The sequence below is a fragment of the Streptosporangium pseudovulgare genome, assembly GCF_014648055.1.
Taxonomy (GTDB): domain Bacteria; phylum Actinomycetota; class Actinomycetes; order Streptosporangiales; family Streptosporangiaceae; genus Streptosporangium; species Streptosporangium pseudovulgare.
Map to the genome: position 1 here is coordinate 206,808 of NZ_BMQJ01000004.1, position 13,610 is coordinate 220,417.

Here is a 13,610-nt window from a genome sequence, read left to right on the forward strand (position 1 = left end):
ACTTTCCGTGGCGGCCCGGTGGCCCGCGTGCCGGACACCACCCGGCCCGCCCGGGAAGCGGTTCGGGAGGCGGGCCGGGAACCGGCCTCGAAGGTCGTCCGGATCGGGGTTCTTCCGCCGGGGCGGGCGCGGGGCCGGGGCTTCGTCCGGATCGGGGTTCTTCCGCCGGGGCGGGCGCCGGTCCGGGGTTCCGTCCGGAGGACGGTCCAGCGGGCGAACCGGGTGCCGGCTCCGCCGGGAAGGCCCTCGCCGGCTGGGCGGCTCTCATCGTCGCGGCGTTCGCGGTGGGGGCCGTGCTGCACGGCGCGGGAGCGCTGCGCATCGACCATCTGCCGCCGCTGCACGGGCACCTCCGCGTGCCGTCGGCCGCGCTGCTGTCGCCGCTGGCCTTCGCCGCCCTCGCGGTCGCCGTGCTCCCGGCCCTGGTCACACGGCTGCGCTTCGGCTCGGCCCTCCTCGTCGCGTACGGTGCGGCCCTCGCCTGGGCGGTGCTGCTGGCCTCCTCCGGGGAGGGGCTCGCCTGGCCGTTCACCCACCGGCAGGAGTATCTCGCCGTGCTGCCCGCCGTGGGCGGCGACCCGCTCGGCTGGCTGGCGTCCTTCACCGAGCGGCTGCCCGCCTACCCCACTCACGTGCGGGGACATCCACCGCTGCCCGTGCTGGTGCTGTGGGTGCCGGCCCGGGTGGGGCTGCCAGGACCGCTCCCGGCGGCGCTGCTGGCCGTCGCGACCGGCTGCTCGGCGACCGTGGCCGTCGCGCTGACCGTCCGGCGGGTCGCGGGGGAGGAAACGGCCCGCCGCGCCCTGCCGTACCTCGCGCTGACCCCGGCCGCCGTCTGGATCGCCACGACCATGGACGCCTTCTTCGCCGGGGTGGGCGCCTGGGGCGTCGCCCTGCTGGTGCGCGGCGGGACCCGGGTCGTCACGGGGGCGCTGTACGGCGCGGCGGCGGGTGTGCTGCTCGGGGCTCTGCCGTACCTCAGCTACGGGCTCGTGCCGTACCTGCTGGTCCCGGTGGTCGCCGCCGTCGCCGTACGGATCACCCGCGCCGTCGCAGTCGCCTGTCTGGCGGGCGCGGCGGCGGTGACGGCCGCCTTCGCCGCCGGAGGTTTCTCGTGGCCCGCCGGTGTGGCGGCCACCCACGTGGAGTGGGCCGCCGATCCCGGGGCCGCCCGGCCCTACCTGTACTTCCTCGTCGCGAACCTCGCGGTGCTCGCCCTGCTGACCGGCCCGGCGACCGCGGCGGGGCTGGCCGTCCTGACGGATCGGGCGGCTGCGGTCCCGGCCGTTCCGGTGGGCCGGACCGTTGCGCGTCGGGTCATCGCGGCGGGTCGGACCGTTGCGGGCCGGGTCGTTCCGGCGGGTCGGACCGTTGCGGGCCGGGTCGTTCCGGCGGGTCGGACCGTTGTGGGCCCGGTCGTCCCGGTGGGCCGGGTTCCGAACCGCCTCGGGGCCGCCGCCGGCCCGGTGCGGTGGCCGGGCGGCGGGGTCGGCGCGCTGGTCGCGGCGGCGGCCGTGGCCGTGCTCGCCCTCGACGTCAGCGGGGTGACCAGGGGAGAGGTCGAGCGCATCTGGGTGCCCTACGCGGTCTGGATCTCCCTGGCCGCCTCCGCCGTCCCCGGACGCCGGTGGCTCGCCGCCCAGGCCGCCATCGGGCTACTGCTGCAGGGGCTCGTCCTGTCACCGTGGTGAGCGCGGCGAGGCCGGGGCTCCCAGCGGGGCGGTGCGGAACTCCCGCATGCCGTCCGCGAAGCGGATCCCGGCGCGGAAGCCCAGCTCCGCCTCGGCCCGCCGCGGACTGGCGACGATGTGCCGCACGTCGCCCAGGCGGTACTCACCGGTGACCACTGGTGCCGGTCCGTCCCCTTCCCCGGCGAGGGCGAGGGCCATCTCACCCACCGTGTGCGGCTCCCCGCTGGCGATGTTGTAGGCGGCCGGCGTGCCCGGGACGCCCCCGCCGAGCGCCGCGAGGTTGGCCCGCGCCACGTCCCGCACGTGGACGAAGTCCCGGCGCTGGCCGCCGTCCTCGAACACGCGTGGGGCCCGGCCCGCCTCCAGCGCCGACCGGAAGATCGCCGCGACCCCGGAGTAGGGGGTGTCCCGCGGCATCCCGGGCCCGTAGACGTTGTGGTAGCGCAGCGCGACGGCGGTGCCGCCCGTCTCGCGGGCCCAGTTCGCCGCCAGATGCTCCTGGGCGAGCTTGGTGGTGGCGTAGGCGTTGCGCGGGTCCGCCGGGGCCTCCTCCCCGATGTCGGCCGGGTCCAGCGGCAGGTCGCAGTGCGGGCAACGAGGCTCGAACCGTCCGCGAGCGAGGTCCTCCTCCCGCCGGGGAGCGGGCCGTACCCGGCCGTGCGACGCGCAGTCGTAGGCGCCCTCGCCGTACACCACCATCGACGAGGCGAGCACCAGCCGCCGCACGCCGTGCCGCGCCATGGCGGCCAGCAGTATGGCGGTGCCGAGCGCGTTGACCGAGGTGTAGTCGGGGAGGTCGGACACGTCCACGCCGAGGCCCACCTTCGCCGCCTGGTGCACCACGGCGTCGATCCCGTCCAGCGCCTTTTCGACCGCCCCGGCGTCCCTGACGTCGCGCCCGCCGTCCCGCAGGTCGAAGCCCCGGACCTCGTGCCCGGCCGCCCGCAGCGTCTCGACGACGTGGCTTCCGATGAACCCGGCGGAGCCGGTGACCAGTGTTCTCATGCGGGGACGGTAACCGCGCCACGGCGGGCCGGAGGAGGCTCCGCGCGATGACGTTCGCACCTCGTAAGGACTCGTGAGGAAACGCGCCCCGCGGGGGAGCGGGTCACCTGAGGGGCGGGCCTCGCAGGGAAACGGACCTCGTAGGGGAGCGGATCACGGGAGAACGGGGGCCGGCCGCCGCGCACGGACCGGCCGTCGGCGTCGGGGAGCCTCCGCTGTCGGGATGGCCGCCGGTGCCGGGACGGCCGGAGTCAGGACGACGGCGGTCGCCGCAGTCCCTCCAGGAGCAGTCCGACCAGCCGGCGGGGGTCGTAGCGCGGGTCGCCGTCGTGCCCGGCGCAGAGGTTGCCGATGCCGCGCATCAGCTCGTAGGCCTGCGTACCGGGCCTGATCTCACCGGCGTCGGCCGCGGCGTCGAGCAACCGCGCGCAGACGGGCACCAGGCGGTCGAGGAAATAGGCGTGCAGCGCCTCGAAGCCGCCGCTGTCCGACCGCAGCGCGTTGGCCAGCCCGTGCTTCGTGACCAGGAAGTCGACGAAGAGATCGACCCACCGGCCGAGCGCCGTAAAGGGGGATCCGGCGTCGGCCAGCAGGGCCGGGCCGGCCTCGGCGCACGCCTCGACCTGGTGGCGGTAGACGGCGACGACGAGGTCCGCCCGCGTCGGGAAGTGGCGGTAGATCGTCCCGATCCCGACGCCGGCCCTGGCCGCGATCTCACGTATCGGCGCGTCGACGCCGGAGGCGACGAACACCTCGGCGGCGGCGGCGAGCAGCGCCTGCTGGTTGCGCAGCGCGTCGGACCGCTTGCTCCGGGCCGGTGCCCGCCCTGTCACCTGGTCTCCATCGGACACCGGGTTCTCCTTCCGGTCGGCGACTTGACTAAGCGGAACCGTGTTCCGTATCGTTCCGGAACGTGGTTCCGCTTCAAGTCCGAGCGTAGCCGAAGCGCGGCCTTCCCCGGTCGCCCCACCTACTCACCCGCCGCCGGCCGTACGGTTCCGGCGGCGAAGCCTCCGAAACGGGAAACGACATCATGAGCGAATCGACCCACACGGCCCGCGCCGCCGGCGCGCCCACCCCCGTCCTCTCGATCGGCCCGGTGACGCTGCCGACGCCTGACCGCGCCGTTGACCTGCAGGTACGCGTCTCCGCGCCCGTGACCGGAGACGAGCTGCCGATCATCCTCCTCTCGCACGGCCACGGCCCCTCGAACAACCTCTCCTCGCTGAACGGCTACGCCCCCCTCGTCAACCACTGGGCGGCGGACGGCTTCGTCGTGATCCAGCCCACCCACCTGAGCTCCAGGACGCTGAGCCTGGACCCCGCCGACCCCGAGGCGCCGCTGTACTGGCGGTCGCGGGCCGAGGACATGAAGCGCGTCCTCGACCGGCTCGACGAGATCGAGGCCGCCGTCCCGCAGCTCTCCGGACGCCTGGACCGCGGCAGGGTCGCCGTGGCCGGGCACTCGATGGGCGCGCACACCGCGAGCCTGCTGCTGGGCATGCGGCTCACCGACCCGCTGGACGGAACGGAGGCGGACCTGGCGGAGCCCCGGATCAGGGCGGGCGTGCTACTCGCCGGGCCCGGCAGGGGCGGCGACGCCCTCAGCGACATCGCGGCCGCGAACTACCCCTTCTTCCTGAACCCGGACTTCTCCACGATGACGACGCCCGCGCTCGTGGTCGCCGGGGACAAGGACCTCTCCCCCCACCTGACGGTCCTGGGCCCGGAGTGGCACACCGACCCGTACCACCTGTCCCCGGGCCCCAAGTCCCTGCTCACCGTGTTCGGCGCGGAGCACGGGCTCGGCGGGGTCTCCGGATACGACGTCGCCGAGACCACGGACGAGAACCCCGCGCGGGTGGCGGCGGTCGCCGGGCTCACCGCGGCCTACCTCCGCAGCCGGCTCCGCCCCGGGGACCCCGCCTGGCAGACGGCGTGCGACGCGCTGGCGGCCGGACCCGACCCGATCGGACGGGTCGAGTCCAAGGCCGCGTGAACGCGTCTCAGCCATGGGAGTCCCACGGCTTCAGCCGTGGGGAGGAAGCCGACCACGTGTCGGTCCGCCGGCCCGTGCCCGGTTCGGCGCCCTGCAACGGCGTCGCCCTGATCTCGGTCGCGGTGAACCCGTCCACCGTGTACCGCTCGTGCAGCAGGAAACCGAGGACGCCCGCGACCGCCTGGACGCTGTCGCGGGCCGGGGTGCGGCCGGTCAGCAGGTAGACCAGCGGCGTGGACGGCTGGTCGATGGAGAACTGGCGGCCGTGGTGGTGGACGTCCTGCAGGGTCCTGATCGGCAGGGGCTGCTCGGTGGTGAACCAGGCGGTGACCTCCCACGCCGGAGGCCCGGCGCCGGGGGCGGCCGACTCCGCGTAGCAGGCCGCGCAGCCCTGACGGGCGTCCTGCCCGTGAGGGCACGCCCAGGAGGCGAAGTCATGCGGCATGCTGCGTTCGGCCATGTTCCGACCGTACCCGTCCGCGCGCCGGCGACTGGCACCCCGCGGCGACCACGGCGTGGTCCCCGCACGTTCGGAGGTGACGGACGCGGGCCCGTGAGGGATCTCTCCGGTCACGGCGCGGTCCCCGCACGTTCGGAGGTGACAGGCATCGGCCCGTGAGGGATCTCCCGGTCACGGCGTGCTCACCGCACGTTCGGAGACGACAGGGGAGCCGGGGGCCGGTGACCATGAAGGTGCTCCCGATACCCGGTGCCGGGACGCGCCCTGCCACGCCGGTCCGACCCTCGCCCCCGGCCGTCGCCGGGGCGCGGCGGAAGGGGGCCCGAGGTCTCTCGAAGAGGCGTGCCGGGGCGCTGACCGGCGCAGACGCGGTATCCGTCCACCCGCGAGGATCGAGGATCCGACATGACGTTCACCGGCCCCGCCGAAGGCCGCCACCGGGCCACGGACCCGGTTTCCACCCCCGGACCCGTCTCCCCCGTACCGCCTCGCCGAGGGCGCCTGGTCCTTCTCAGCGTGCTGGCCGGCGCGGCGATCGCCTCCCTGTGGTCCTACCACTTCGTGGACAGCGTGATCGGCGACAACGTCGCCAACACGCTGCTCGGCCACGACGCCAAGGGCACCGCGATCACCGGCGCCGTGGCCGGGGCGGTCTTCGCGTTCGTGTCCGGGCTGGCCGGCACGTTCACCGCCTGTAACGTGGCCGCGTTCGGCGCGGTCGTCCCGCTCGTCCGGCACGGCGACTCCTGGCGCGTCAGGCTCCGGGAGACGCTGCGCCCGCTCGGCCGGCTCGCCGTCGGCATGATCGTGGTCAGCGGCGTGTACGGCGCGGTCGGCGCGCTCCTCGGTGACCGGCTGCCGCAGCTCTCGACCGCGACCGTGGGCGACGGGATGCCCGTGCGGCTGCTCCAGGCGTCGGTGGTGTTCGGGATCATCGGGCTGGCGTTCATCTGGCTCGGCCTGGCCGCCCTGCGCCTCGTGCCCGACCCCCTAGCGCGCCTGGAGCGCCGTTTCCCGAACGTCCGCCTCGTCGTCCTGGGCGCGTTCGTCGGCGGCTTCCTCATCGGCCGGCCGTTCCCGCTCTTCCACAAGCTGTTCACCTACGCCGCCCAGACCCACAACCCCCTGTACGGCGCGGCCGTGTTCATCCTGCAGTCGGTGGGCAACATCGCGGTGATGGCGGTGCTGTTCGCCGCGCTCATGCTCGCGGCCCGGGGCCGGTTCGCGCGGTGGCTGGCGGCGAGACCGGCCCGCCTGGTGACCGTGACCGCGGTCGCCTTCCTCGTCGCGGGCTCGTTCACGCTGCTGTACTGGGACCTGCGGCTGCCGTCGATGTTCGGCTACGGCTGGTACCCGGTCGTCCCCTGGTAGCCGAGCCGGCCCGCCCGGCTGCCCGGAGCGGTACGGGATCATGACGCCATGGCCCTGCAACCGCCGGCCGAACTGGTCGCGCTTCTCAACCTCGTCGGACGACCGTGGCCGGCGGCCGACGAGGACAGGCTCTACGCGTCCGGGCAGCGGTGGATCGCCTTCGCGGAGGCGATGAGCCGCCACACGGTCGCGGCCGGCGCGCACGTCGTCCGGACCACGACACGCAACGTCGGCGAAGGCGTCCGGGCGCTCGACGAGGACTGGCGGGAGACCTCCGAACACTCCGACGACGCGATCGCCGCCGCCCGGCTCATCGGCTGCGCCCTGCAGCTCTCCGCCATGATCGTGCTCGCGGCCAAGATCACGTTGATCGTCATCCTCCTGCGGCTCGCGCTGAACCTGCTCCGGCTCGCCGCGGTCTCGGGTCCCACGGCCGGGGCCTCCCTCGCCGCGGTGCCCGCCGTCGTGGGAGGTTCCCGCCTCGCCACCCGGCAGCTCCTCCGCGGGACGACCGGACTGATGGAACGGAGCGTGCTCCGCCTCTTCGACCGGGCCACCTCACTCCTGCGGAAACCTCGCGTCCGGGACGGCGGCACGCGGTTCCCGGACTCGGAGCGTCCGCCCACACCCGTCCGCGGACCGGACAACTATCTGGAGGCCGCCGCCGACGACAGCGTCGTCGTGCGGGACATCACCCCCTATCCGATATGGCGCAGGGACCGCGAGCCGCTCTACCGCGCCGACGACAGGCCGCCGGACGAGGTGTTCGAGGAGGGGCTCCACCCGTGGGATCCGTCGGCCACCCGCCTGGACGACTACGTGAACAAGTCCACCCCCTCCGCCTTCGTGGGGACCAGCTACCGCAGGGACGTCGACAACCTCCTCCCGCGCCGCCACCTCTACGAGGTGGACGCCCCCGGCGGGATCGACATCCGGGAAACCGTCCCGGCGAGCGCGCGGCTGGGCCACGAACAGGAGATCGCCTTCCCCGGCGGCATCCACCGGCGGTACATCTCCGGCGCCTGGCCCGGAGGAGTGCCCAGAACACCGGAGAACTTCATCCCCAACCCGCACTACGACCCCTACCCCGGCTACCCTCGGCAATGATCGGAACCATGTCCGGCCGCCTCCGCCGCGCGTCCACGAACCGCAGGGGCGGGCGCGTCGGCCGAAGCCGCTCCCAGGAACGGGTACGACAGTGAACGACGCCCCGGCGCCGCCCCCGCTCACCGACGAGCTGCGGGAACAGGCGCGACGCAGCCCCGGGACCTGGCTCTACGCGATCGACCCCTTCTTCGGCCCCGGTGACGAGGTCCCGCCGTACGGCATCGTCGGCGCGTGGCGGACCGACGACCGCGGGGAGATCACCGGCGAGTTCCGCCACAACCCGAACTACCGGCCCTCACCGGTCGCGCTCGGCTATCCCGAGCCGACCGACCCCGTCGACAGGGCCGTCCAACTCGGCGCGACCGGTTACGCCGGCGGGCAGGACATCGTCCGCCTGCTCCTGGCGGCCGAGGTGATCGTGGCCGTGGGCCCGGGAGGCGGCATCCCCGTGTTCGAGACGGGCGGGGGCCGCGCGGCGTTCGCCTACACGGCTCACGCCCACCTGCCGGACGGGTTCCCGGAAGGCACGGCGGGCTGGCAGCCGATCCGCGGCGGCGACCTGGTCGCGCTGCTGCCCGCTGACGTCGGCGTCGCGATCAACCCGTCCGGATCGGCGAGCGTGATACTCCCGCCCGCCGACCTGCACCGCCGGCCCTGACCGCTGGTCCTCGGTCCTGGGCCGTCGACCGCGGCCGCCGGCCTTCATCGCAGTCCGTGACCGCAGTCCGTGACCGCAGTCCGTGACCGCGGGCCGTGACCGGTGATCCTCGCCGCCGGCCGCCGGGCCGGCCTCAGGCCTGCCGTACGGCCCGCAGGATCCGGTCGGCCTCCTCCTCGCTCCGCTGTTCCGCGGAGCGGTGGTTCCCGGCCATGAGGCCGGTGCCCTCACCCGTCGTCACGTGCCGTTCCGCCAGCGACTCGTAGACGTCCAGCGCGTGCCGGGTCATCGCGTGATATGCCGCCCCCACCATGCTCCCCAGCTCGTCGTCACCCCACGGGTCACCCTCCCCCTCCAGATAGGCGCGCATGGCCCGCACCTCCGTCAGGTGGTCCGCGCCGTTCTCGGTGAGCCCCCTGCTCGTGTCACGCAGGTCGGCGTGTGAGACGTCCATCCGGGAATCGCCGGTCATCGCTCCTCCAGCCTCCGCACGGTCGACTCGATTCCCGCCGCGAACTCGTCCATGCGGCGCATCACGTCGTCGTGAACACCCTCCAGGCTCCTCGCCAGCGCCCCGGGGTCCGGAACCGTCGCCGGATCCAGACCGGGGACGTTCATACGGAGATCGTCCAAGGCCGCGTTCACCGCGGTGAGGATCTCCCGCGCGAGGTCCTCGGACGCCATCCGCATCACCCGCGGGTTGAGGTTCACCTCACGAAGCCGCCCGTCCGGGCCGACCAGAACGCTCACCTGGCCGTCCGCGGCCTGGCCGCCACCCCGGAGCGTCTCCCACTCCGAGTCCTGTGCGCCGTCCGCCTCGCCGAGGGAGCGGACGCTCTCCGAGAGCATGTCGCCGAAGCGCCGTCCGTCCTCGTGTGTGCTGCTCATCCCCGGTTCTCTTCCTCAGGTTCTTCGGTGAGGGCTCACCCATACCGGGCGAGCGGCCCGGATCACACAACTTACGCGCGGCCGGCCGCCCCCGGCATCCACATGGCCCAGGGATCCGGTGACGTGTCCGCCGGGTTCTCCGTCATCCGATGGGAAGCAAGAAATGATCTTTGGGTAAGCCGCGCGAGCCGGGAGACCGCGGTTCACGGCGGGGTTCCATGATGTCCGGGAGGCGCGCCCGCCGTGCCTCAGGGACGTCATCACGTGGTCCGCGCCGTTGGACCGTACGGAGGCCGGAGTGATCCGAGTAGCCGGAAGGCACGCTGTTTCCCTCGCCTGCGTCGTGCTCGCCGGCGGAGGGCCGGCCGCCGCTGCGGGGCCGATCACCGGTACGGGGCCGGCCCTCGGGCCGGTGGTCGCCGGGTCGGTGGTCGCGGCGGGCCATCCGATGGCGGTGGCGGCGGGTCACCCGGTGGTGACGGCGGAGGACCGCCCGGTGGTGACGGTGCCGGGCCGCCCGGTGGTGGTGGCGGCGCCGGGCCGTCAGCCCTATCCGCCCAGTCCGGCGCCCGTCGAGCGCGTCTTCGGCGACATCGTTCAGATCGGCAGGGACACGATCAAACTTCTCGACGACGCGGGCAAGCTGGTACGGGACGCCCGCGACCTCCTGAGACTCATCTTCGGCAGGGGCGCCCGGTCCAGCCCCGCGGCCGATCGGATCTCCTCCGACGCCGAGAGGCTGGAATCCCAGGCCACCGAGCTCAGCCGCATGCCGCTGCAGAACGGCCGGGACGCCGAGAGGGTCGCCGCCGAGGCCAGGCGGATCGCCGTACGGGCGGATCGGGCCGCCTCCTTCGCGGCGCGGTTCGGCCCCGTGGCCGACGCCGTGGTCACCGACGCGAGGAACGTCGCCGCCCTGGCCAGGCGGGTCATCGCCGGCGCGGACCGGATCGCCGCGGCGCGGCCCGGCACCACCCGGAGGTAGGACGGAAACGGCCGGGCACGGCCGGATCACCCCGGAGGCCGCGACCGCCGGGCTCGGTGACCGTCACGCGCCCGGAGGCCGCGACCGCTGGGCTCGGTGACCGTCACGCGCCCGGGGACGGCGGCGGAGACGGGGGCGGGGCGACCGAGGACCGGGTGACGAGGCGCGAGCGGAGGGTGTGCATCTCGCGGCGGGGCTCGGCCCCTTCGACGATGTCGAGCAGCACCTCGGCGGCCTTCGCGCCGAGCTGGTGAACCGGCTGCTCGATCATCGTCAGGGGCGGTTCCATGACCGCCGCCCAGGTGCTGTCGTCGAAGCCGATCAGCGAGACGTCGCGCGGGCAGGACAGCCCCGACGTCCGAAGGGCGCGCAGCGCCCCCGTCACCGCGTCGGTCTCGGTGCAGAACAGCGCGGTGACGCGGTCGGGGAGGGCGAGCATGCGGGCGACCTCCCGGGTCGCCTGCTCCTCGACCTTGCGCCCCATCATCACCAGGTCGGGGTCGAAGGGGATGCGCGCGTCGTCGAGCGCGTCGAGGTAACCGCGCAGCCGTTCCCCGTCGGTCCACAGGTTGCGGGACGCCGCGGCCAGCAGCGCCCGCCGGGTCGCGGGCGGCTCCGCCATCGGCGGGCCCCACACGAACCCGATGCGGCGGTGCCCTGCGGCGATGAGCGTCTCGACCGCCCGGCGCGCCGCGTCGCGGTTGTCGATGACGACCGCGTCGAGGTCGACCGACGCGACCGCCCGGTCGACGAGCACGACGGGGATGCCCCGGTCCAGCGCGGCCCTGATGTGCGCGACGTCGCCGCGGCCGACCGCGGCCGAGGCGAGGATGACGCCGTCGACGCGCTTGTCGATGAGCACGTTCGCCGCCGCGACCTCATCATCCAGGTTCTCGTACGTGCTCAGCACGAGCGTGTCGAAGCCGCGGGCGCGGGAGGCGTCGGAGATGCCGCGCATCACCCCCGCGAAGAAGGGGTTGCCGATGTCGGCGACGATCACGCCCAGCGTGTGGCTCACGCCCGTCGACATGCTGCGCGCCAGCGCGTTCGCGCGGTAGCCGAGCTTCTCGGCCGCCGCGAGCACCCGCTCGCGCAGTTCGGGGCTGACGTATCCGTACCCGCCGAGTGTGCGGGCCGCGGTCGCCCTGCCGACACCGGCCTCGGCGGCCACCTCGGAGATCGTCGGCCGTCCCGCCTGGCTCCGCTCACCTGGCATGGATCGCGTCCCTCGTTTCTCGCGTTCGGATCTCGCGCTCGGAGGCTCGCCACATGCTAGATCCTTTTCATGGACCGGGCGCGTTTCCCCCGGTCACCCATCCGGCCCCGCGCCACGGCGAGGACCGCCGAGAGGACCCGGGGCGTGCCTCGCCGTTCCTGGCTAACCCTGTGGTACGGCGGGACGGCCGCGGCCGAACGCGCCCTCGACGAGGCACTGCTCGTGGGCCGCCTCCGCGCCGTCGCGCAGCGCCCGCTCGATCATGTCACGCCGCGGCCGGGCCCCTGCCGACCAGCCGCCGCGCAGCAGCGAGACGGCGAACCCGGCGAGGAAGGCGTCGCCGCAGCCCATCGTGTCGACGATCTCCCGGGGGTCCGCCACCGGGTGAGCCGGGGCGGCGACGGTGACGTCGCCGTCGTACGCGATCGCCCCGTCCACGCCGCGGGTGCCGAGCGCCAGCCGCGCGCCCCGCCGTACGACGTCGGCGAGGAGGTCGCGCGTGGCGGCCTCGTCGAGGTGGGAGCACGACAGCAGGACGAGGTCGGCGTGCGGGCAGACGCGGTCGAGGTAGGCGGGGGAGCGGAAGTCCTCCTCGCTGGACAGGTCGAAGCTCACCAGCGGGCCGAGCCCGGCGAGCTTCGGCAGTTCGCTCTCGCTGCCGGAGTAGACGCTGGAGTGCACCAGGTGGAAGCCCGACACGTAGCCGAGCAGCTCGTCGTCGAGCACGAGCGGCTCCCGCACCGTCACCCCGCCGCCGTTCCAGCCGAGGAAGACACGGTCGCCGTCGTCGACGCGCAGGGTGGAGACGCCGCTCTCGCCGGCCCGCACCACGCACCGGTCGACGGCCACCCCCTGGGCGTCGATCGCCTCCCGCAGGAACCGGCCGAGGTCGTCGTCGCCGAAGACCCCGAGGTAGGCGGCGTCGAGGCCGAGCCGGCGGGCGTAGACGGCGACGTTCACGCTGTTGCCGCCCGGATAGTCGACGTCGCGGTCGACGAACCGGTCGACGATGTTGTCGCCGAAACCGAGGACTCTCATGGGTTCTCCTGTGCGCGGGTTCCGCGCACCGCGGCGCGGGACAGGGGGAGGGCACGCGTACGGGCCGGCATGACACCGGCCCGCGCGTACGGCCGGGCGGGTATCCGGGGGAGCGGATACCCGGGAACGGGGAGGAGGGCTCAGTAGTCCATGACGCGGTAGTAGCGGCGCAGGTCGAGCGAGTGGTCGCGGACCCGCTCCAGGTGCTTGCTGACCCGGCTCAGCACGGTGTCGAGCACGAGCGGTGCGAGCAGGCCGCGGAACTCCGGGCTGATCCCGTCGAGCGGGTAGTCACGCGTGTCGAAGACGGTGACGTCCTTGGAGACGCGCTTGGCGAACGCCTCGGCCCGGTCGGTGAGGGCGCGGGTCTCGTCCTCGCCCTGGAAGATGACGACGCTCGTGTCCTCCTCCAGCAGTTCGAGCGAGCCGTGGAAGAACTCGGCGCTGTGCACCCGGGTGGTGCGCAGCCACTGCATCTCCTCCAGGATGCACATGGAGTACAGGTAGGTGAAGCCCCACAGGTTCCCGCCGCCGATGAGGAAGTGGTAGTCGGTGTCCCGGTGGGCCTCGGCGAAGGCGGCGGCGACCGGCTCCGCCTGCTTGGCGACGTCCACGAGGATCCGCGGGATGTCCGCCAGCTCGTCGGCGAGCTTGTCGTAGCCGTCGAACTCGCCGCGGCGCGAGAGCAGCCGGCCCATGAAGAACAGCATCTGGACGTCGAAGGGCCAGGTCTCCGGCTCCGTGACGAGGGCGGCGTCCACCAGCTTCGCGATGGGCGAGTCGGGGTGGCCGGTGAAGCCGATCGTGTAGGCGCCCCGGGCCTTGCAGTACTCGATGGCGCGGATGCTGTCCTCGGTGGTGCCCGAGACCGAGGTGAAGACCACGACCGAGCGCTCGCCGAGCCGCGCGTCACCGGAGACGATCAGCTCGGCCGCGATCGCGGCGCGCACGTCGAGGGTGGAGGAGCGCCGGGCCAGGTGCTCGTACGGCCACATCTGGGCGTACGTGCCGCCGGCGCCGACGAGGAGGAGGTTGTCGAACCCCTCGTCCACCAGGCGGTCGACGAGCTCCTCGATCTGCGGGCGCAGCGCCGCCGCGCTCGCCGTCCGGGAGAGGAACTCGGGCTCGTTGAAGCGGAGCATCTACGCGTCCTTTCGGGAATGCCACGACCGGTGTCGCCCTGCGACCTGAT

14 protein-coding genes are annotated in these 13,610 nt (G+C 73.8%); 6 read left to right on the forward strand and 8 right to left on the reverse strand.

The window, feature by feature from the left end:
- Positions 1–293 precede the first annotated feature (293 nt).
- Complete coding sequence (locus IEZ10_RS10635) at positions 294–1,691, forward strand: hypothetical protein (protein ID WP_229811132.1); 1,398 nt, start codon at positions 294–296, stop codon at positions 1,689–1,691.
- Here IEZ10_RS10635 and IEZ10_RS10640 read toward each other — a convergent pair.
- A complete protein-coding gene (locus tag IEZ10_RS10640) occupies positions 1,680–2,696 on the reverse strand; it encodes an NAD-dependent epimerase/dehydratase family protein (protein WP_189246323.1) in 1,017 nt (338 codons plus the stop codon). The genes IEZ10_RS10635 and IEZ10_RS10640 overlap by 12 nt on opposite strands.
- A gap of 251 nt (positions 2,697–2,947) precedes the next feature.
- Complete coding sequence (locus tag IEZ10_RS10645) at positions 2,948–3,547, reverse strand: TetR/AcrR family transcriptional regulator (RefSeq protein ID WP_189246324.1); 600 nt, start codon at positions 3,545–3,547, stop codon at positions 2,948–2,950.
- Positions 3,548–3,729: 182 nt separating this feature from the next.
- Between IEZ10_RS10645 and IEZ10_RS10650 the strand changes: the two genes are divergently transcribed.
- Complete coding sequence (locus IEZ10_RS10650) at positions 3,730–4,695, forward strand: alpha/beta hydrolase family protein (protein ID WP_189246325.1); 966 nt, start codon at positions 3,730–3,732, stop codon at positions 4,693–4,695.
- Between the two features lie 7 nt (positions 4,696–4,702).
- On the opposite strand, the gene IEZ10_RS10655 is transcribed toward IEZ10_RS10650, so the two are convergent.
- Entirely contained in the window at positions 4,703–5,155 is a 453-nt protein-coding gene (locus IEZ10_RS10655) for a hypothetical protein (protein WP_189246326.1), read from the reverse strand.
- A 405-nt stretch (positions 5,156–5,560) separates the two neighbouring features.
- Here IEZ10_RS10655 and IEZ10_RS10660 point away from each other — a divergent pair, with 405 nt between their 5' ends.
- From IEZ10_RS10660 to IEZ10_RS10670, 3 genes are all read left to right on the forward strand, one after another.
- A complete protein-coding gene (locus IEZ10_RS10660; RefSeq protein WP_229811133.1) occupies positions 5,561–6,526 on the forward strand; it encodes a hypothetical protein in 966 nt (321 codons plus the stop codon).
- Between the two features lie 48 nt (positions 6,527–6,574).
- Complete coding sequence (locus IEZ10_RS10665) at positions 6,575–7,633, forward strand: scabin-related ADP-ribosyltransferase (protein ID WP_189246327.1); 1,059 nt, start codon at positions 6,575–6,577, stop codon at positions 7,631–7,633.
- Between the two features lie 91 nt (positions 7,634–7,724).
- Entirely contained in the window at positions 7,725–8,291 is a 567-nt protein-coding gene (locus IEZ10_RS10670) for a type VII secretion system-associated protein (protein ID WP_189246328.1), read from the forward strand.
- Between the two features lie 133 nt (positions 8,292–8,424).
- On the opposite strand, the gene IEZ10_RS10675 is transcribed toward IEZ10_RS10670, so the two are convergent.
- Positions 8,425–8,763: a hypothetical protein gene (locus IEZ10_RS10675; protein WP_189246329.1), complete on the reverse strand. Its 339-nt coding sequence runs from the start codon at positions 8,761–8,763 to the stop codon at positions 8,425–8,427.
- The gene (locus tag IEZ10_RS10680; protein WP_229811134.1) at positions 8,760–9,179 is read right to left on the reverse strand and encodes a YbaB/EbfC family nucleoid-associated protein; all 420 of its coding nucleotides are present in this window, start codon (positions 9,177–9,179) and stop codon (positions 8,760–8,762) included. Before IEZ10_RS10680 ends, IEZ10_RS10675 begins: the two co-directional genes overlap by 4 nt.
- 298 nt (positions 9,180–9,477) lie before the next feature.
- On the opposite strand from IEZ10_RS10680, the gene IEZ10_RS39865 reads away from it, so the two are divergent.
- Complete coding sequence (locus IEZ10_RS39865) at positions 9,478–10,164, forward strand: hypothetical protein (RefSeq protein WP_189246330.1); 687 nt, start codon at positions 9,478–9,480, stop codon at positions 10,162–10,164.
- 103 nt (positions 10,165–10,267) lie between these two features.
- Here IEZ10_RS39865 and IEZ10_RS10690 read toward each other — a convergent pair whose 3' ends face one another.
- The 3 genes from IEZ10_RS10690 to IEZ10_RS10700 all read right to left on the reverse strand — a co-directional run bounded on the left by IEZ10_RS10690 (position 10,268) and on the right by IEZ10_RS10700 (position 13,560).
- Complete coding sequence (locus tag IEZ10_RS10690; RefSeq protein ID WP_189246331.1) at positions 10,268–11,380, reverse strand: LacI family DNA-binding transcriptional regulator; 1,113 nt, start codon at positions 11,378–11,380, stop codon at positions 10,268–10,270.
- A 162-nt stretch (positions 11,381–11,542) separates the two neighbouring features.
- Complete coding sequence (locus tag IEZ10_RS10695; RefSeq protein WP_189246332.1) at positions 11,543–12,418, reverse strand: PfkB family carbohydrate kinase; 876 nt, start codon at positions 12,416–12,418, stop codon at positions 11,543–11,545.
- Positions 12,419–12,558: 140 nt separating this feature from the next.
- Positions 12,559–13,560 carry an SIS domain-containing protein gene (locus IEZ10_RS10700; RefSeq protein WP_189246333.1) on the reverse strand — a complete coding sequence of 334 codons (1,002 nt, stop codon included), beginning with the start codon at positions 13,558–13,560 and terminating at the stop codon, positions 12,559–12,561.
- Between the last annotated feature and the right edge of the window lie 50 nt (positions 13,561–13,610).

Bases quoted from the DNA above. Each gene is read 5' to 3' on its own strand.
- IEZ10_RS10700 (WP_189246333.1), bottom strand. From the start codon at position 13,560: ATGCTCCGCTTCAACGAGCCCGAGTTCCTCTCCCGGACGGCGAGCGCG.
- IEZ10_RS10665 (WP_189246327.1), top strand. From the start codon at position 6,575: ATGGCCCTGCAACCGCCGGCCGAACTGGTCGCGCTTCTCAACCTCGTC.
- IEZ10_RS10655 (WP_189246326.1), bottom strand. From the start codon at position 5,155: ATGGCCGAACGCAGCATGCCGCATGACTTCGCCTCCTGGGCGTGCCCT.
- IEZ10_RS10690 (WP_189246331.1), bottom strand. From the start codon at position 11,380: ATGCCAGGTGAGCGGAGCCAGGCGGGACGGCCGACGATCTCCGAGGTG.
- IEZ10_RS10675 (WP_189246329.1), bottom strand. From the start codon at position 8,763: ATGACCGGCGATTCCCGGATGGACGTCTCACACGCCGACCTGCGTGAC.
- IEZ10_RS10680 (WP_229811134.1), bottom strand. From the start codon at position 9,179: ATGAGCAGCACACACGAGGACGGACGGCGCTTCGGCGACATGCTCTCG.
- IEZ10_RS10660 (WP_229811133.1), top strand. From the start codon at position 5,561: ATGACGTTCACCGGCCCCGCCGAAGGCCGCCACCGGGCCACGGACCCG.
- IEZ10_RS10650 (WP_189246325.1), top strand. From the start codon at position 3,730: ATGAGCGAATCGACCCACACGGCCCGCGCCGCCGGCGCGCCCACCCCC.
- IEZ10_RS10695 (WP_189246332.1), bottom strand. From the start codon at position 12,418: ATGAGAGTCCTCGGTTTCGGCGACAACATCGTCGACCGGTTCGTCGAC.
- IEZ10_RS10640 (WP_189246323.1), bottom strand. From the start codon at position 2,696: ATGAGAACACTGGTCACCGGCTCCGCCGGGTTCATCGGAAGCCACGTC.